The following is an 18,482-nucleotide window of genomic DNA, read 5'->3' as shown; positions in this document are numbered from 1 at the left end:
CCCATCCATCAGGCAGATTCAGGGATATGCGACAGGCCGCTGCGCCGAAAGTGAGCTTTGTGTCCTTGGGATGCCCCAAGGCACTGGTCGATTCCGAGCGCATCATCACCAGGCTGCGCGCGGAAGGCTACGAGCTCGCGCGCAAGCATGACGGCGCCGATATCGTCATCGTCAACACCTGCGGCTTCCTCGACAGCGCCAAGCAGGAATCGCTCTCGGCGATCGGCGAGGCCATGGCCGAGAACGGCAAGGTCATCGTCACCGGCTGCATGGGCGCCGAGCCCGAGCAGATCGTATCGGCCTATCCCGGCGTGCTGTCGATCACGGGTCCGCAGCAATATGAGAGCGTGCTTGAGGCTGTGCACCGCGCGCTGCCGCCGGCGCACAATCCGCATCTCGATCTGGTGCCGCCGCAGGGCATCAAGCTGACGCCGCGGCACTACGCTTACTTGAAGATTTCCGAGGGCTGCAACAACCGCTGCAGCTTCTGCATCATCCCGAAGCTGCGCGGCGACCTGGTGTCCCGTCCCGCCAATGATGTGCTGCGCGAAGCCGAGCGGCTGGTGAAAGCCGGCGTCAAGGAATTGCTTGTTATCTCGCAGGACACCTCGGCCTACGGCGTCGACCTGAAATACGCCGAGAGCCCGTGGCAGGACCGCAGCGTCCGCGCCAAATTCTTCGATCTCGCCAAGGAGCTCGGCGAACTCGGCACGTGGGTCCGCCTGCAATATGTCTACCCCTACCCGCATGTCGACGAGGTCATTGGACTGATGACCGAGGGCAAGGTGCTGCCCTATCTCGACATCCCGTTCCAGCACGCAAGCCCGGATGTGCTGCGCGCGATGAAGCGTCCGGCCGCGCAGGAAAAGACGCTGGCGCGGATCCAGAAATGGCGCGAGCAGTGCCCCGAGCTGACACTGCGTTCGACCTTCATCGTCGGCTTCCCCGGCGAGACCGATGCCGACTTTGCCTATCTGCTCGACTGGCTCGATGACGCCGAGATCGACCGTCTCGGCTGCTTCAAATACGAGCCGGTGGCCGGCGCTCCCGCGAATGCGATCGGCAATGTTGTGCCCGACGAGATCAAGCAGGAGCGCTGGAACGCGCTGATGGCGCGGCAGCAGAAGATTTCGGCCAAGCGCCTGAAGCGCAAGGTCGGCACCCGCCAGCAGGTGATCATCGACGAGGTCGGGCCATCGGTTGCAAAAGGCCGGTCGAAGGCCGATGCGCCTGAGATCGACGGCGCGGTCTATCTGTCGAGCCGCCGCCCGCTGAAGGTCGGCGAGATCGTCACCGCAAAGATCGAGCGCGCCGACCAGTACGACCTGCACGGCAGCGTCGCGGGATTCTGACGGCGCTCACGCCTCTTGCTCGCGCCCTAGTCCAGACTGAAGCGGCAGACTTTCTCGGCGTCGAAGTGGTAGAGCGACTTCCCGCGCGCCAATAACTGGCCCCCGGATCGGGCTGATCCGTCCGGCATCAACATGCGCAGCCGCCTGACAGGCCACAACCGCTCTGCCGACAGCTTGCCACGGTAGGCGGCGTCCGGCGGATCACGGTACTGCCCCGAAAAGAGAGCCTCAGTCTCGGACACCGCAAGCGTGTGGCAGCCGGCGAGATTTGTCGTGCGGAAGGCAAGCTCAAAGCTGCTGCTGATGCTGCAGATCGGAAACTCCGTATAGAAGAAGGCCGTCGCGTTGGTCCCCGATACGTTCAGCGCATAACAATCCGTAATCGAACAAGAGCAATTGTGGGGGAACTCCCAGATTTTCTCGCCCACATCGGAGAAGCAAACAAGCCCGGCTGCGCCAACTGGCGTCGGACCACCCCGAAATCCCCAGCCAAAGTTACCGAGGACGCCTTCGTCGAGATAGCCGACCCAGATACGGCTGAGGTCGTCGACCTGTATGGTGCTAATGCCGTCCCCCAGCAGTATTCGAGTTACCTTCCCCGTGGTGGGTTGGACAATGGCGCCGTTCAGATCGAAGTCGTATTCGCCTCGCCATTCGCATCTTGGTCCCGCGATGAGAATTCTTCCGTCGGGGAAGACATCGACTTCCGGAAAGGTCAAATCGAGTTCAGGAAGCTCGATCGTGTGCAACGCTTCCGACGTCACCTTCACGAGGCAGAGGCGCGCAGGGGCCCTCGCTCGGGTTCGCTGAAACACACCGATACCTTGCTTGTAGGTCTCGGAGAGAGACTGGGCGGTGGACGTCTCGGCGAACAGGAACAACAGCGAACTGTCGCGCGCGACGGCGTTCCTGACCAGCGAAAAACCCGGCAGGGTCGGTATCGCGCAGAGCTCCTGGAATTGAATCGATGCAGCCAAGCACTTGCTCCTGATGCGGTTTGGCCTGAAATACAGGATCGGCGGCTATACGCAATTGCAACGCGTCCGGTCACCTCGTACACTTATCCTTGACATTGCCGGCCCTCTCGCTGTATTGGCCTGCGCCATGAAGCTGAACCGGACCAACCGCCGCGCCATCTGCCGTCGTCGCATCAGCGACGATGATGGGCCGCGCCGTGTCCGACGCCAGCGCTGATCAAGTAAAATCAGCCCAGGTTTTCGAGAAGGCCGCGCCCCAAAGCGCGGCCTTCTTGCTTTTCGGCCCGCCCTTTCACCCCAGCACCACCCAGAGGAGATCGACATGACCACCGCCACCCATCCGTTCGATGCGCTGATGGACATCACCGCCCGCCCCGAGGTCGTGTTCGTGCGCGGCGCGGGCTCGTATCTGTGGGACGACAGCGGCAAGCGCTATCTCGATTTCGTGCAGGGCTGGGCCGTCAACCCGCTTGGCCACTCGCCGGCCGTCGTCGCCGACGCGCTCGCGGCACAGGCCAAAACGCTGCTGACGCCGAGTCCTGCTTTCTACAACGGCCCCAGCCTCAAACTGGCCAAGGCGCTGGTCGAGCAAAGCTGCTTCGACCAGGTGTTCTTCGCCAATTCCGGCGCGGAGGCCAACGAGGGCGCGATCAAGCTCGCGCGCAAATATGGCGCGAAGTACAAGAACGGCGCGTACGAGATCATCACCTTCGAAGGCGGCTTCCACGGCCGGACGCTTGCGACCATGTCAGCCTCGGGCAAGAAAGCGTTCGAGCCGCTGTTCGAGCCGAAGGTTTCGGGCTTTCGCAAAGCCAGGCTGAACGATATCGAGTTGGTGCAGCGGCTGATCTCGCCGTCGACGGTTGCCGTGATGCTGGAGCCGATCCAGGGCGAAGCTGGCGTGTGGCCCGCGACCGATGAATTCCTCGGGGAGTTGCGGGCGCTGACCCAGCAGCGCGGCCTGCTCCTGATCGTCGACGAGATCCAGACCGGCATGGGCCGGACCGGAAAGCTGTTCGCCTATGAGCATGCCGGAATCGAGCCCGACATCATGACGCTCGGCAAGGGCATCGGCGGCGGCGTGCCGCTTGCGGCCCTGCTCGCGACCGAGCACGCCTCGTGCTTCGATCACGGCGACCAGGGCGGCACGTTCAACGGCAATCCGCTGATGTGCGCCGCAGGCCTCGCCGTGCTCGACCAGATCGGTCAGCCCGATTTCCTGAAATCGGTGACCAGCGCCGGGGTTTTCCTCGAGAGCGAATTGCAACGGCTGTCGGCGCGGCACGGGCTCGGTGACATCAGGGGCCGCGGCCTGCTGCTCGCGCTCGACCTCAAGATGCCGATCGGCGCGGCTGTTGTCGCAGAGGCCTTCGCGGACGGCGTACTGGTCAACTCGCCGCAAGCAGATGCGCTGCGCTTCATGCCGGCGCTCAACGTCACGCGTGAGGAGATTCTCGCGATGATCGATTGCCTGGATACGGTGCTGACGAAAGTCGGTGCGGCAAGGCGGGTGGCATAGCGGCTGCCACATCCGTCATTGCGAGGAGCGAAGCGACGAAGCAATCCATCTATCCCCGAGTGGAGGCGTGGATTGCTTCACTACGCTCGCAATGACGGAGAGAGAGGCTACGGCCTCAAAATCGCCGCCCCCGTGGTCGCCCGGCTCTCGAGGTCGATATGCGCCTTGGCGACGTCCTTCAGCGCATAGGCATGGTTGATCGGCACGTGCAGCTTGCCGTTGATCACGGCCGCGAACAGCGTGTCGGCGCCTTCGAGCAGCTCCTTGCGGGTGCCGACATAGTCGTTGAGTTTCGGCCGGGTCGCGAACAGCGAGCCATGGTTGTTGAGTTCGGCGAGCGCGAACGGCGGCACCGGACCAGAGGCATTGCCGAAAGAGACGAACAGGCCGCGTGGCCGGAGGCACGATAGCGATCCCGGGAACGTGGTCTTGCCGACGCCGTCGTAAACGACGTCACACAGCTCGCCGCGGCTGATTTGCTTGACGCGCTCGACGAAATTCTCCTCGTTGTAGAGGATGACGTGATCGCAGCCATTGGCGAGCGCGATGTCGGCCTTCGCCTTCGAGCCGACGGTGCCGATGACATGCGCCCCGAGCGCGTGCGCCCACTGGCAGGCGAGCAGGCCGATGCCGCCGGCCGCGGCATGGATCAGCACGCGGTGTCCGGGCTCGACCTTGAAGGTCTTGTGCAGGAGGTACCAGACCGTCAGACCCTTGAGCATCAGCACGGCGCCCTGCTCATAGGTGATGTGGTCGGGCAGCTTGACCAGCTTGTCGGCCGGGATGACGCGCTCGGAGGCGTAGCCGCCGAGGTTGTAGTAGTAGGCGACGCGATCACCGGGATGGAAGTTGGTCACCCCGGGGCCAACCGCCACGACCTCGCCCGCGGCCTCGTTGCCGGCGATGAACGGCAGGCCGGGCGCTTTGTAGAGGCCGGTGCGGAAATAGACGTCGATGAAATTGAGCCCGACCGCGTGCTGGCGAATCCGCACCTCGCCTGCGCCGGGCGCCGCCACCTCGACGTCCTCATAGGTCAGGACTTCCGGGCCGCCTACCTTGTGCACGCGCACAGCCTTGGTCATCTTGGTCGCTCCCCTCGCAGATTGTCGCTCGCGGGGAGCGAATGCCATCGGGGCCGCCTTGTCAACAGAGCGGCTGGAGGACGATGAGATCAGGTTGAATTAGAGCGACGAGCGAGATTCACCGCCGCCTTGGGAGACCCTTGGAAGATGTCGGCGCCGCCGCGCTTGCATCATTTCGGAATATTAGAATAATATCGCTGATTTGCCTGACGTGTCAAGTTGCTTGGTCGAACGCCGTTCGCCGTCGGCTACTTTGCATGGGGTTGTTTTCGATATTTTGGCAACGCGCCCCTGCGACGGCAAATTGCGGCCTGACCGATCCGACCTAACTTCATCCCGCTCTAGGCACCATCCTATCCCGTGGCCTTCTTGCGGTTGCGCCGGGCCAGCACGTTGAACAGCTCGACGGCGGCCGAGAACGCGATTGCGAAATAGATATAGCCGCGCGGGATGTGGAATTTGAATCCGTCCGCCACCAGCGCCACGCCGATCAGCACCAGGAACGCCAGCGCCAGCATCTTGGTGGTTGGATGGGCCGCGACAAATCGCGCCACCGGCCCCGACGAGACGTACATGATGACGCAGGCGATCACGACTGCCGCGATCATGATCTCGATGTCCTGCGCCATGCCGATCGCGGTGATGATCGAATCCAGCGAGAACACCAGATCGATGATGATGATCTGCACGATCACCCAGAAGAACGCGCTGGCGTTTGGTTTGGCGTCTTCATCGGCCTCGCGCGCTTCGACCTCGCCATGGATCTCGTGGGTGGCCTTCGCGATCAGGAACAGGCCGCCGCCCATCAGGATGATGTCGCGCCAGGACAGCGCGACGCTCTTGATCGTAATGACGGGCTCCGTCAGCCCGATCAGCCACACCAGGATGCTGAGCAGCAGGATGCGGAACACCAGCGCCAGCAACAGGCCGATCTGCCGTGCGCGCTTGGCCTTTGCTGGCGGGATACGCGACACGATCACCGAGAGGAAGATCACGTTGTCGATGCCGAGCACGATCTCCAGCGCGGTCAACGTCAGCAATGCAGCCCAGGCCTCCGGGCTGGCGATCAATTGCATCATGCCTTGAATGCTCTCAATCTGCGGATCACGGTGTCGCTGCCGACGATGTAGGCGGCGATGGCGCAGAGCCCGAATGTGATCGGCGCGCCGACCACGAAGTCGTTCGCCAGGACGTAGGCAGCGAGCACGGCCCAGGCGCCCAGCAGCCAGAGGGTCAGCCAGCGCAGCCGCACCACCCGGAACGGGTGCAGCACATGAAACGGCGCAAACGTCAGCGCGATCAGAATAGCGACCACGACCGTCGACATGACAGGCGGCAGATGCAGCAGGAACAGATAGAACGCCGCGGCATTCCACAACGCCGGAAAGCCGCGAAAATGATTGTCGTCGGATTTCATCCGGCGGTCGGCGAAATACAGTGCGCTTGAGACCACGATACCGATGCCGAGGATCGGCGCCGCCACCGGCAGCAACATCCCGCTCGCGGTGATCGCATAGGCTGGCACGAATACATAGGTGAGGAAATCGACCACCAGATCGAGCACCTCGCCGGACCAGTTCGGCTGCAGCCGCACCACGTCGAGCCTGCGCGCCAGCGGCCCATCGATCCCGTCGATGACCAGTGCCACGCCGAGCCAGCCAAACATGCTGGCCCAATGCTCGCGCACAGCCTCCAGCATCGCCAGCAGCGCGATCCCGGCCCCCAGCGCCGTGAAAATATGAACGGAGAATGCGGCGGTGCGCATCCGCTCAGGCAACGCTTCCGGCTCGCTGGTCTGGTCCATGTCGCCGCAGTGCTATCAGGAATCGCGCCGGTTTGCATATGCAGTCTTGCGGCGTTCCGCCGCGCAAACTGCGGGAAACTGCTGACCGTGACCGGTGGCTTGAAATTGACGCCAACAACGTCAATTGTCCCGCCATGACCGACGACCTGCAAGTTTATGACAGTATCATTATCGGCGGCGGCCCGGCCGGGCTGACCGCCGCGATTGCGCTAGCCGATACCGGCGCGAAGACCGCGCTGCTGGCACGCCATGCGCCCTACGCCGACAACCGCACTACCGCACTGCTGGGCGCCTCAACCGATCTGCTGGAGCGGCTGGACGTCTGGCGCCGCTGCAGCGACAAGGCGGCGGCGCTCAAGACCATGCGCCTCGTCGATGACACCGGGCGGCTGATCCGCGCGCCGGAGGTGCGCTTCTCGTCCGACGAGATCGGGCGCGAGCAGTTCGGTTTCAACATCGACAACCGCTCGCTGGTCGCGGCGCTCGAGGAACGTGCCGGCGAATTGACCGCGCTGACGCGGTTCGACGACGAAGCCGCCTCGATCCACCCTGAAGATGCCGCTGTCACGATCCAGACGCGGCAGGGCCAGTCATTGTCGGCGCGGCTCGTGGTCGGCGCCGACGGCCGCCATTCGCTGTCGCGCGAGGCCGCCGGCATCGAGATCGTCAGCCGCCAGCTCGGGCAGTCCGCCCTCACCTTCAACATCACCCACACAAGGCCGCACCGGAACATCTCGACCGAATTCCATACCGAACACGGACCCTGCGTATTCGTGCCGCTCAGTGGCAACAGGAGCAGCGTGGTCTGGGTTTGCGCACCGAAGGAGGCCGAGCGGTTGATGGCGCTTGGCGACGACGAATTGTCCGCGGCTGCCGAGACGCAATCCCATTCCATCCTCGGCCGTATCGAGGTCGAGCCGGGGCGTCACGTGTTCCCCCTCGCCATCGAGCGGCCGCGGCAATTCGCTAAGGACCGCATCGCGCTGGTGGGGGAGTCCGCACATGTGCTGCCGCCGATCGGCGCGCAGGGTCTCAATATGGGACTGCGCGACGCCGCCGATATCGCCGGCATCGTCGGGCAAGCGATCTCGCGTGGCGAAGATCCGGGTACACCTTCCGTGTTGTCACGCTACCATGCGGCCCGGCGTCCCGACGTCGCCAGCCGGACTTGGGCGATCGACATCGCCAACCGCTCGTTGCTCAGCGATTTCCTGCCCGTGCAGACCATGCGCGCCGGCGGCCTGCATCTGATCGGCGCGGTCGGCCCGCTGCGCCGGCTGGCGATGCGCGAGGGCCTTGCACCCTCCTGGCGCCGCTAGACCGGTCGCGCCGGGCGCGACCAGTACTCACACGACAGCATCCCATTCCGGTGCAAATGGCGGCCGGACGAAGCGCTGGTCCTTTGGGAGGGCCGCAATCGCGGCGCGATCTTCGTTGTCCAGGGAAATGCCGAGCGCGTCGAGATTGGCCTTCTGGCTTTCCGGCCGGCCGGCCTTGGGGATCGCGATGACGCCCTCCTGGTCCAGCAGCCAGGCGATCGCTATCTGCGCAGCCGTCGCATCATGCTTGCGGCCGATGGCAGCGAGCGTGGCATCGTTCGCCGCACGGCCCTGCGCGAGAGGCGCGTAGGCGGTCAACGGAATCGCCTTGCTGCGCAGATACGCGAGCATCGGCGCCTGCGACAGGAAGGGATGGTACTCGACCTGATGGCAGGCAATCGGCGCGCCGATCTCGTCGACGGCGCGGCGGATCATCGGCAGGTTGAAGTTGCACACGCCGATTGCCCGGGTCAGGCCGCCTTCGTGCAACTCCAGCAAGGTTTCCAGGGTCGCCGCCATGTCCATGTCCCGGTTCGGCCAGTGGATCATGTAGAGATCCACATAGTCGAGCTTCAGTTTGCCGCGGCTGACGTCGAATGCGCGGTCGAGGGCATCGGGCGAGAGCTGGTCGTGCCAGACCTTTGTCGTGACGAAGAGTTCCTCCCGCTTCACGCCGGAAGCCGCGATCGCCGCGCCAACGGCGGCTTCGTTCTCGTACATGGCTGCCGTATCGAGATGGCGGTAGCCGAGCGCGATGGCACTTTCCACCACGGGCTGCGACTCGCCGCCCGGCATCCGGAACGTGCCGAAGCCGAGACGGGGGATCTCGACAGCCTGGGTCTTGATCGTCTTCATGAAGGCATTCCTTTCATAGTCCTGTGCAAACCGGAGCGCACGCGGCCTCAAGTCGCCTCGCCGGCGACGAGCGCCGTGATGACGTCAAGCAAAGGGGTCTTCCCCTTCACCGCCGAGCGGCCGTGGTCGCGGAAGTCGATCCAGCCCTCGTTGAAGCCGTCGAGCATGCGGATGCGGGGCCGAGGATTCTTCATGCCTTGGCCGCGGAACAGACCTTCCCAGCTCTCGCGCGATACGATTTCGACACGGACGGACCGCCCCAGGACCACGGTGAAGGCCTGCGCCAGATCATTCGCCGATACCTGCACCGGGCCCTCAAGCTCGACGATCCGCGTTCCGGCCCAGTCCTGCTGGATGAGGTCGGCGGCAAGGCGGCCGATATCCCTGGTGGCGACCATCGGGAACGCCTTGTCGGCCGGCTGCAGGAAGCTCCGCACCACACCCTCGTCGCGTGCCGACGCGACATCCCACAGCGCATTCTCCATAAACCAGCCGGGCCGAAGGAAGGTGACCGGAAGGCCGATTGCACTCAGCGACTGTTCCATCAGGGTGCGCTGCGTCAGCAAATTGTCGTGGACCGCATCTGCACCGATGGTCGACAGGCAGACGATCCGTCTCGGCCGGGCCGTCGTCAGCGCGCGGGTCACCGCATCGATCACGCGTTTCGCCTCGGGATAGCCGGGCTCGGGATCGAAATCCGCCGGCGGCAGAATGAAGACGCCTTCGGCACCCGAGAACGCAACCGCGAGCTGCTCGGCGTTCTCCATATCCGCGATCGCGATTTCGCAGCCTTTCGCCGCCAAGTCTGCGGCCTTGGCCCGGTCGCGCAGGACAGCGCGAACGGATTGGCCGTCGGCGAGCAGGTTACGGGCGACCTCGCCACCTACTTTGCCGGTAATACCTGTAATTGCGTACATGATTTATCTCCTGACCGATCGTGATGCGGAGGTTTCTAACCTCCGCCGCGAGATGATTCACGAGCATTAAGATCAGTGTTATAGTGACTCAAAGTCACTATGTTGGCTTTGAGCAGACGGCTTGCACCGGCAACGCCTCGCTGATCCAGCAGACGCTCACGTTCAAGCCGATTGAGTGGAGATCACCATGAGCTTCGATACGCGGCTGTTGACTGGCGCGGGTGTGCTCGCGGCGGTGACCGAGACCGGCAACTTTGCCAGAGCCGCGGAGATGCTGGGCTTGACGCCCTCGGGTGTCAGCCGGGCCGTGGCGCGCCTCGAAGCGCGCGTTGGCGTACGGCTGTTCAACCGCAATCCGAGGGCGGTGATCCTGACCGAGGAAGGACGCCGCTTTCACGCGCATGTCATGCCGCTCCTCGCAGGTCTCGAGGAGGCAGCCGCCGATGCCGCTGGCGCGGCGGCGGTGGTCAGTGGCCGCCTGCGCGTATCCGTCGATCCCTGGTTCGCGCGGATGGTGCTGGCGCCGAACCTGCAGCAATTCATGGCGCGACATCCGCTGCTGTCGGTCGATCTCATGACCAGCAATTATCGGGAAGAGATGATGACGGGGGTGGACGTCGCGATCCGCTTCGGGCCGCCGGACAACTCATCGCTGATCGTGCGAAAGCTCCTCGAGACCCCCATCGTGACCTGCGCGGCGCCCGCCTATCTCGAGAAGCACGGCGAGCCGCGAACACCGCACGATCTCCTGCATCATGAACTCCTGCTATTCCGCGATCCGCAGACCGGCCGCGCTTTTCCGTGGGAATTTCATCGCCGTGGCCAGATCGTCGAAATCAACGCTGCCGGCCGATTGATGCTGGACGATCCCTCGGCCGCGGTTGCCGCATGCGTCGCCGGCCATGGCGTGCTGCAAAAACTCGCGATCGGTCTCAAGCCCCTGCTCGCGAAGGGAGAGCTGGTGCAGATTTTATCCCGGTGGGCCGACGAACGCTATCCGCTCTATGCCTATCATCCGTCTCGGCACCTGCCGCCGGCAAAGGTCCGGGCTTTTATCGATTTTGTGCAGGAAGTAGCCGCTCAGGAACGGACGATTTCGGACCGTTGAGGCGAAGCTACGGCGTGGACTCATCACGCGCGGCGAACCATAGCCGGATAGATGCGAGTTGGACGAAGGCAAGGTAGTTTCCCGCAAGCCTGTCGTAGCGCGTTACAAGCTTGAATCACAGGGTCTGGCCCAACGCTTTCGGGCGGGCCCCGGTTGGACGCTTACGGGGTAGAAGCGGACATCAGCCAGCCGACAATCTCCGCTGAAACCGTCGAAAATGACCCGGAACGGACGTGTTTGAGCGTGCAGAAGTTGCCAATTCCGGGAGAACTCGCGTATGCACTATGTGTGGGATCGTAGTGTGAGCAATTCAAATGGCGATGGAGCTGAGGGGGGCGAGCGGCGAGGGATTTGCGACGATTGCCGCTGACGGTCGCGTGTTAGATTCCTGGTTTCTTCAGCTGCGCCTGATTGTGGAGGCCGACAAGGCGGCAACGGTACGGCTGACAAAGGACGAGATCAACAGATCGTTGGGTCAGTCGGCGGACGGATATGCGCGACACGACGACATTCGCAATGTCGACATCGTTGCGATCCATACAGAGATTGACTCCCTTGCATCTGCGCCGACTGATGTGCATGACGCGTATCTTCGACTCCATCTACTGAGCCACCGGCTCGTCCAGCCTAATTGCCTGAACCTTGAAGGAATTTTCGGTCTGTTACCTAACGTTGCCTGGACGACGCTTGGTCCCTGCGAATGCGCTCGTGTACCGGAAGCGCAAATGGCAGCACGAAAGCGTGCCCTCGCGTTTGAGGTGACAGGCGTGGATAAGTTTCCGCGCATGACTGACTATGTGACGCCCGCAGACGTGAGAATTGCAGATGCGGATCGCGTAAGGCTCGGAGCCTATTTGGCGCCGGGCACGACCGTTATGCATGAAGGCTTTTGCAATTTTAATGCAGGTACGCTCGGTCCCAGCATGGTCGAAGGCCGGGTAAGCGCCGGTGTGGTCGTGGGAAGTGGCAGCGACGTTGGTGGCGGAGCGTCGATCATGGGCACTCTCTCCGGAGGAGGGAAAGAGCGGATTACAGTCGGTGAGCGCTGTCTGATCGGAGCCAACGCCGGTATCGGCATTTCGTTGGGTGACGATTGTATCGTCGAAGCTGGCTGTTATGTCACAGCAGGCGCGCGCATCCTTTTGGAAGATGGCCGGGTACTGAAAGCCAAAGAACTTTCAGGCCAAAACCGCCTTCTTTTTCGTCGTAACTCGCAGAGCGGCGCTCTTGAGGCAACCAGACGAACAGCAAATTGGGACGGCCTCAACTCGCAACTTCACGGCTAGGCAGCTCACTCGAAGAAGTCGTCGGCGACATGTGGCGCGTCAGCGATGTCGCCTTCTGGCCCATCGCAACAACCTGCGCTGCCGCACGAACTTGGTCGCTATAGGAGCACAGCGGACGTCGTCACCAGTCACATGACGTCGCCGGGTTTATAGGTACACGGCCTAGACGGCGATTCAGGGAAACACCAGCCGCCCGGTCTGGAGGACCCACATCACGCTGGTCAGCGTGACCACCGAGGCGAAGGTCCCGATCAGGACGGCGACCGACGCCGGCTCGATCCAGGTGTCATTCTGCCGGGCGATCACGAATACATTGAGCGCCGGCGGCAGCGAGGCCATCAGCACCGCGGTCGCCGCCCAGGGCTGCGCGAACGGTCCGAACAGCAGCATCAGGCCGAACGCCAGCAGCGGATGGATCACGAGCTTGATCGTAATGACGCCGGGAACCTCCCACGGCACCCGCTTGAACGGCCGCAACGCCACCGTCACGCCGAGCACGAACAGCGCCATCGGTGCTGCGGCATTTTCCAGGAACTGGATGGTCCGGTCGAGCGCGACCGGCAACGGGATATGGAGCGCGGCCACCAGCGCACCCAGCACCGCCGACATGATCAGCGGGTTCTGCACGATCTGCCGCAGCACCACGCCGAGCGCGTGCAGCAGCGAGGGATGGTCACGGTCGGTGAGTTCGATCAGCAGCGGCACGATCGAGAACAGGAAGATGCTGTCGCAACAGAAGATCAGCGCAGTCGGCGCCGAAGCCTTGGTGCCGAGCACGGCGAGCGCCAGTCCCGGACCCATATAGCCGATATTGCCATAGGCGCCCGACAGGCCCGCGAGCGTCGCCTCGCGCAGCGGGAGCCCGCCGATCGCCTTGCCTGTCAGCATCGCCAGGAAGAAGACGATCACGGTTCCAAGGGTGGTGGCGATCAGGAACGGCGGGTTGTTCAGCTCCGAGAACGGCGTCTTGGACATGATGCCGAACAGCAGCGCGGGCAGCGAGACGTAGAGCAGGAAGAAGTTCATCCAGGCGAGCCCTGCTTCGGGCAGGCCCTTGGCTTTGCCGCAGGCGAAACCGATAAAGATCAGGCCGAAATACGGTAGCGCCAGATTGAGGATATCGGTCATTCTGAAAGTGTTTTCTCTGCCTTGGTCCGGGGACGATTCGACCCGGCTCGAATTGGTAAACCGGGGGTTAATTCGCCCTCCTGCCCCCTAGCATCGGCCACAATGATGGTCTATCGAACGAGACATGATCAAAGCACGCACCGCCAAATTTCAGATCGGGCAGATCGTGCGCCACCGGATATTCTCGTTCCGGGGCGTGATCTTCGACATTGATCCGGAGTTCAACAACACCGAGGAATGGTGGTTGTCGATCCCTGAGGACGTTCGTCCCCACAAGGACCAGCCGTTCTATCACCTGCTCGCGGAAAACTCGGAAACCGAGTACGTCGCCTATGTCTCCGAGCAGAACCTGCTGCCCGACGATTCCGGTGAGCCGATCCGCCATTCGCAGGTCGCCGAGATTTTCGTGAAGGACAAATCGGGCGGCTACCGCCCGCGCAATCCGTCGCTCAACTGACGAGCGGCGCTTTCGCTCGTCGAGCGCACGCGGCACGATCTCGACCGCTCACACCCGCTCATGCGCCGCCAGGGCCGCCGCGACAGCCCAGACGACGAAGCCCGACAGGGCCAGGCCCGCGCCGACCACGCCAGTGGATGTCCAGCCATAGCCCGCGGCGACAGCCATTCCGCCAAGCCACGGCCCCAACGCGTTGGCGATGTTGAAGGCAGAATGGTTGAGCGTCGCAGCGAGGCTCTGCGCCTCGCCCGCCACGTCCATCAGCCGGGTCTGCAACACGGTGGCGAGCGCCCCGCCCAGCCCGATCAGCAGCACATCGAGCAGCAGCGTCCAGAAATTCGTCGCCGCCAGCGGATACAGCGCGAGCATCGCCGCCGACCACAGCAAGAGGCCGCCCGCTGTGGTCATCAGAGCGCGGTCGGCGAAGCGCGGCACGATGATATTGCCTGCCGTGAGTCCGGCGCCGAACACGCACAGCGCGACCGGCACCAGCGCAGGAGACACGTGCGTTACCGCCAGCATCGTGGAGGCGAGATAGGTATAGACGGAGAACAGCCCGCCGAAGCCTACCGCGCCGATCGCCAGCGTCAGCCAGACATGCTTGCGTCCGAGGGCGGAGAGTTCGCGCAACGGGCTCGCGCCGGTGTTGACGACGTCACGCGGCGCGAAGATCGCAACCAGGATGGCGGTGAGCAGCGCCAGGCCGGCGACGATCGCGAACGCCCAGCGCCAGCCGATCGCCTGACCGACCCCGTTGGCCAGCGGGACGCCGACCGTGGTCGCGATGGTCAGACCGAGTAGCACGCGGCCCACAGCGGCGGTCCGCTTTTCCACCGGGACGAGCGAGGTGGCGACCAGCATGGCGATACCGAAATAGGCGCCATGCGGCAGCCCGGCGAGAAAGCGCAGCGCGAGCATGGTGTGATAGTCGGGCGCGAGACCGGAGAGGCCGTTCATCAGCGCGAAGAAGCCCATCAGCCCGATCAGGAGCGTGCGCCGTGCTACACGCGCCGACAGCACCGCGATAACAGGCGCGCCGACAACGACCCCAAGCGCGTAAGCGCTGATCGTGTGGCCGGCCGCAGGCTCGCTGATATGCAGATCGCGTGCGAAGAACGGCAGCAGACTCATCGTGGCGAATTCGGCGATGCCGATCGCGAAGCCGCCCATCGCCAACGCAAGATGAACGATGCCCGGATGGAACACCTTGGCAGTGTCCTGTTTCACGCTGATGTCACCATCAAGCGAAGTGCGGCGGTCCGGCTGCTCCACCGGGAGGTCTAGCGGTTCCTGCCGCTGTGTGTTGAGACGTTGGGACATTGAGCAAATTCCATGACTGCGAACGAAACCCGCACGCGCGCGCGCTTGCACATCGAAGGCGCGTCAACGCGCTTTCGTCTGGCCTCCCGTGTTGATTGTTGATTGTGCTTCGATGTCGGGTCGCCCGGACAAGGCGACGGAGATGCGCATGCGACTCTGCGCGATCGAAACTTGCCTTGTGCGGACCATCGCACACGAAGCGCAGTACCACCAGTGCGACAAGTCGCCATCAGCCAGACGCTATCGCATGCCGCCAGACCTTGAATGGAGCGAAGCGCCGTCCGGTCTTCGCCACAGACCTCAGGTGCTGCGATCCCTTCCCCGATCGGGTTTGGCCGAACTGAAAAAGGCGCCCTTCCGGGCGCCTTTTGTTTTGCAGCGTTCCGCGCGCTTACTTCGCCGCGGGGTTGGCCGGTGCAGCACCGCCCTGCCCGCTGCTTTCGAGCTTCTTGCGCTGCTCCTCGGCGCGCTTCTGCAATTCTTCCTGCAGTTTCTTCTGGTTTTCCTCGAACTGCTTCGGATCGGTCGGCGGCCCGTCATAGGCCTTGGCGAACTCACCGTTGAGCGGCAGCGGCAGCGTCAGCGGCGCGCCGTTAGAGTTGATCGCCTGGACCACCAGGTTCTGGCCCTTCTTCAGATTGGCGATCATTTCCGGCGTCGCCTCATAGTCCGACATGCAGCCGTTCTGGAAGCAGATCACATAGGGAGCCTGCTGGGGTGCGTTGCCGTCGATGATGATGCGGGTGCCGTGAACGAGCTGCATGCCGAGCGGCAGCGTCACGCGCAGGATCTTCTTCGGCTCGCCTTCCGGCTCGATGACGACAGCGGCAATCACCGGTTGACCGGATTCGATACGACCGTCCTTGCCGGTGAAGCAGACCTGTTTGGCGTTGGCTTCCTGGCCCTTCAGGCAGAACTTGGTCCAGGGGGCGTAGATCAGCTGGATCTGCTGGTCCGCTGGCGGCTGCGGGGCGGCCGCCGCGGGCGGAGTGCCCTGGGCCTGCGGCTGCGGGGCCGCCGGTGCCGGCGCTGGCGCTGCTTTCGGGGCCGCCCTCGGTGCCGCCCTCGGCGCTGCCTTCGGTGCCGCGGGCGCTGCGGGCTGCTGGGCCTGCGCGGCAGGAACCAGCAGCGCAGCGGACAGTGCCGTTGCCGCCATCAGGGCGACAATTCGCCCGCACGGCCGGACCGGGGCGGCCAAGTTACGGAAATTCATTGCGGAAAACCCTTTCTGAACGGCAGCGCCCGAAACCGCTGCAGGCGCCGACACATAGCCGTTTGGGCGGCTGTCTCCTAGTCAATTGAGGCGGATACGTGACAGGCGTCCCACCCGGATCAATTGCACGCCTTCAATACAGCGGCGCACGGAAAGATCAATGGTGACAAGCGGCTTTGCGAGGATGTCACGGCGAGTTGCGGCAGCCTGTGGTAAAGCTCCCGGCGTGACGTTTCGCGAATCAAATCCGGCGCCTCGCCCGCTCGTTGCCGGGCACGTCAGACGCCGCGCGCTGACCTACCTCTCCCTCGCCTTGGCCCTCCTGACAATGGGAGCAGCCCCTGCGGCCGCCGCCGAGAGCTACGCGATCGCAATGCACGGCAAGCCGGCGCTGCCCCCCGGCTTTACCCACCTGCCCTACGTCAATCCCGATGCTCCGAAAGGCGGGCGCCTGGTCGAGAGTCCCCGGGACGGCACCTTCGACAGCCTCAATCCCCTGATTGTCAGGGGTCTCGCCGTGCAACAGGTCAGGGGCTACGCCTATGAGCGCGGCTTTGTCTATGAAGGCCTGATGGTTCGGAATAATGACGAGCCCTTCACCCTGTACGGCCTGCTCGCCCGCAGCGTCGAGACCGACGACGCACGGAGCTACGTCACCTTCCACATCGACCCCCGCGCGCGCTTTTCCGATGGCCAGCCGGTCACCGCCGATGATGTGCTATTCTCTCTGGCGTTGTTGCGCGACCACGGCCGCCCGCTGTACCACCAGTATTATTCCAAAGTCGCAAAGGCCGAGGCGCTCGATCGGCTCACAGTGCGGTTCGATTTCGGCGGCGTCTCGGATCGCGAATTGCCGCTGATCCTCGGCCTGATGCCGATCCTGCCGCGCCATGCAACAGATCTCGCGACATTCGAGCAGACGACGCTGACCGCGCCGATCGGCTCCGGTCCCTACCGCATCACGGCGGTCAAGCCCGGCGCCAGCGTGACCTTCACCCGTAATCCCGATTACTGGGGGCGCGACTTGCCCGTGAACCGCGGTCTCTGGAATTTTGACGAGATCAGGCTTGATTACTACCGCGACACCAACGGCCAGTTCGAGGCGTTCAAGCGCGGCCTCTACGATTTCCGGACCGAGCCCGAGCCGCTGCGCTGGCACGAGGGCTACGACTTCCCGGCGGCACGCAGCGGCCAGGTAATCCGCGAGACCATCAAGATCGGTATTCCCCAGCCCTCCGAATTCCTGGTCTTCAACACCAGGCGACCTCTGTTCGCCGATGTCAGGGTGCGCCAGGCGCTGACGATGTTGTTCGATTTCGAATGGATCAACCACAATTACTATTTTGGGCTGTATTCGCGATCCGGCGGTTACTTCGCCGGATCGGAATTGTCGGCCTATGGACGTCCCGCTGACGACCGCGAGCGCGATCTGCTCACACCCTATCTGTCGCATCTCGAGCCCGACATCCTCGAAGGCCGGTACCGCCTGCCGGTCACGGATGGGTCGGGGCGCGACCGCGACATGCTGCGCAAGGCGCTCGCGCTATTGTCCGACGCCGGCTACGAGCCCGACGGCATGGTGTTGAAGCAGCGTTCGACCGGGACGCCATTGAGCTTCGAGATCCTGGTGATGACACGCGAGCATGAGCGCATTGCGCTGGCCTATCAGCGCGATCTGAAGCGCGCGGGCATCACCGCTGCGGTGCGAGTGGTCGATGCGGTGCAGTTCGAGCAGCGCAGGGTCGGCTATGACTTCGACATGATTCCCAACCGTTGGGACCAATCGCTTTCGCCGGGCAATGAGCAGTCGTTCTATTGGGGCAGCAAGGCCGCCGGCGTCCCGGGAACCCGGAATTACATGGGCGCCAGGGATCCAGCCATCGACGCCATGATCGCAGCATTGCTGGCGGCGCGGGAGCGGCCGGCTTTCGTCTCGGCGGTGCGGGCGCTGGATCGCACGCTGATGTCAGGTTTCTACGCTATCCCGCTTTTTAACGCCGGAGAGCAATGGATCGCCCGCTGGAATCGGATAGAACGGCCATCGACCATCGCGTTGTCGGGATACCTGCCGGAGACTTGGTGGCAGAAGCCTATCTCGCAGCAACCCAAATGATGCGACGTCAAGTGACACGACCTGATCCGATC

At 63.6% G+C, this 18,482-nt stretch carries 16 protein-coding genes and 1 pseudogene; 7 read left to right on the top strand and 10 right to left on the bottom strand.

The window, feature by feature from the left end:
* Nucleotides 1-26: 26 nt before the first annotated feature.
* Nucleotides 27-1,352, top strand: a complete 1,326-nt coding sequence (rimO, locus tag ACP2YO_RS24270) for a 30S ribosomal protein S12 methylthiotransferase RimO (protein WP_426433591.1) — start codon at nt 27-29, stop codon at nt 1,350-1,352.
* A gap of 26 nt (nt 1,353-1,378) precedes the next feature.
* Here rimO and ACP2YO_RS24265 read toward each other — a convergent pair whose 3' ends face one another.
* Entirely contained in the window at nt 1,379-2,329 is a 951-nt protein-coding gene (locus ACP2YO_RS24265; RefSeq protein ID WP_426433589.1) for a hypothetical protein, read from the bottom strand.
* Between the two features lie 322 nt (nt 2,330-2,651).
* Between ACP2YO_RS24265 and ACP2YO_RS24260 the strand changes: the two genes are divergently transcribed.
* Complete coding sequence (locus ACP2YO_RS24260) at nt 2,652-3,848, top strand: acetylornithine transaminase (protein ID WP_426433587.1); 1,197 nt, start codon at nt 2,652-2,654, stop codon at nt 3,846-3,848.
* 107 nt (nt 3,849-3,955) lie between these two features.
* On the opposite strand, the gene ACP2YO_RS24255 is transcribed toward ACP2YO_RS24260, so the two are convergent.
* The 3 genes from ACP2YO_RS24255 to pcsA form a co-directional block, all read right to left on the bottom strand.
* Nucleotides 3,956-4,930, bottom strand: a complete 975-nt coding sequence (locus ACP2YO_RS24255; RefSeq protein WP_426433585.1) for a quinone oxidoreductase family protein — start codon at nt 4,928-4,930, stop codon at nt 3,956-3,958.
* Between the two features lie 353 nt (nt 4,931-5,283).
* Nucleotides 5,284-6,009 carry a TerC family protein gene (locus ACP2YO_RS24250; RefSeq protein ID WP_426433583.1) on the bottom strand — a complete coding sequence of 242 codons (726 nt, stop codon included), beginning with the start codon at nt 6,007-6,009 and terminating at the stop codon, nt 5,284-5,286.
* Nucleotides 6,006-6,734 (bottom strand): phosphatidylcholine synthase, encoded by a 729-nt coding sequence (gene pcsA, locus ACP2YO_RS24245; protein WP_426433581.1) that lies wholly within the window; start codon nt 6,732-6,734, stop codon nt 6,006-6,008. Before pcsA ends, ACP2YO_RS24250 begins: the two co-directional genes overlap by 4 nt.
* A 134-nt stretch (nt 6,735-6,868) precedes the next feature.
* Between pcsA and ACP2YO_RS24240 the strand changes: the two genes are divergently transcribed.
* Nucleotides 6,869-8,053 carry a UbiH/UbiF family hydroxylase gene (locus tag ACP2YO_RS24240; protein WP_426433579.1) on the top strand — a complete coding sequence of 395 codons (1,185 nt, stop codon included), beginning with the start codon at nt 6,869-6,871 and terminating at the stop codon, nt 8,051-8,053.
* Nucleotides 8,054-8,080: 27 nt separating this feature from the next.
* On the opposite strand, the gene ACP2YO_RS24235 is transcribed toward ACP2YO_RS24240, so the two are convergent.
* Nucleotides 8,081-8,908, bottom strand: a complete 828-nt coding sequence (locus ACP2YO_RS24235; RefSeq protein WP_426433577.1) for an aldo/keto reductase — start codon at nt 8,906-8,908, stop codon at nt 8,081-8,083.
* 47 nt (nt 8,909-8,955) lie between these two features.
* Nucleotides 8,956-9,825 (bottom strand): NmrA family NAD(P)-binding protein, encoded by an 870-nt coding sequence (locus tag ACP2YO_RS24230; protein ID WP_426433575.1) that lies wholly within the window; start codon nt 9,823-9,825, stop codon nt 8,956-8,958.
* A 187-nt stretch (nt 9,826-10,012) separates the two neighbouring features.
* On the opposite strand from ACP2YO_RS24230, the gene ACP2YO_RS24225 reads away from it, so the two are divergent.
* A complete protein-coding gene (locus ACP2YO_RS24225; protein WP_426433573.1) occupies nt 10,013-10,933 on the top strand; it encodes a LysR family transcriptional regulator in 921 nt (306 codons plus the stop codon).
* A 7-nt stretch (nt 10,934-10,940) separates the two neighbouring features.
* Here the strand turns inward: ACP2YO_RS24225 and ACP2YO_RS24220 are convergent.
* Nucleotides 10,941-11,045: pseudogene (locus ACP2YO_RS24220) on the bottom strand (IS5/IS1182 family transposase); the annotation flags it as partial.
* Nucleotides 11,046-11,247: 202 nt separating this feature from the next.
* On the opposite strand from ACP2YO_RS24220, the gene dapD reads away from it, so the two are divergent.
* Nucleotides 11,248-12,219, top strand: coding sequence for a 2,3,4,5-tetrahydropyridine-2,6-dicarboxylate N-succinyltransferase (gene dapD, locus ACP2YO_RS24215; protein WP_426433571.1), 972 nt, complete (start codon nt 11,248-11,250; stop codon nt 12,217-12,219).
* A gap of 174 nt (nt 12,220-12,393) precedes the next feature.
* On the opposite strand, the gene ACP2YO_RS24210 is transcribed toward dapD, so the two are convergent.
* Nucleotides 12,394-13,347, bottom strand: coding sequence for an AEC family transporter (locus ACP2YO_RS24210; protein WP_426433569.1), 954 nt, complete (start codon nt 13,345-13,347; stop codon nt 12,394-12,396).
* A gap of 124 nt (nt 13,348-13,471) precedes the next feature.
* On the opposite strand from ACP2YO_RS24210, the gene hspQ reads away from it, so the two are divergent.
* Entirely contained in the window at nt 13,472-13,804 is a 333-nt protein-coding gene (gene hspQ / locus ACP2YO_RS24205) for a heat shock protein HspQ (protein ID WP_426433567.1), read from the top strand.
* A gap of 48 nt (nt 13,805-13,852) precedes the next feature.
* On the opposite strand, the gene ACP2YO_RS24200 is transcribed toward hspQ, so the two are convergent.
* Both ACP2YO_RS24200 and ACP2YO_RS24195 read right to left on the bottom strand, forming a co-directional pair.
* Nucleotides 13,853-15,124, bottom strand: coding sequence for an MFS transporter (locus ACP2YO_RS24200; protein ID WP_426433565.1), 1,272 nt, complete (start codon nt 15,122-15,124; stop codon nt 13,853-13,855).
* A 391-nt stretch (nt 15,125-15,515) separates the two neighbouring features.
* The gene (locus tag ACP2YO_RS24195) at nt 15,516-16,337 is read right to left on the bottom strand and encodes an invasion associated locus B family protein (protein WP_426433563.1); all 822 of its coding nucleotides are present in this window, start codon (nt 16,335-16,337) and stop codon (nt 15,516-15,518) included.
* 328 nt (nt 16,338-16,665) lie between these two features.
* Between ACP2YO_RS24195 and ACP2YO_RS24190 the strand changes: the two genes are divergently transcribed.
* Nucleotides 16,666-18,450, top strand: a complete 1,785-nt coding sequence (locus ACP2YO_RS24190; protein ID WP_426433561.1) for an extracellular solute-binding protein — start codon at nt 16,666-16,668, stop codon at nt 18,448-18,450.
* Nucleotides 18,451-18,482 lie beyond the last annotated feature (32 nt).

It is taken from the genome of Bradyrhizobium genosp. P, from assembly GCF_049949265.1.
Classification (GTDB): Bacteria; Pseudomonadota; Alphaproteobacteria; order Rhizobiales; family Xanthobacteraceae; genus Bradyrhizobium.
This window is presented reverse-complemented; position numbering and strand designations above follow the sequence as displayed.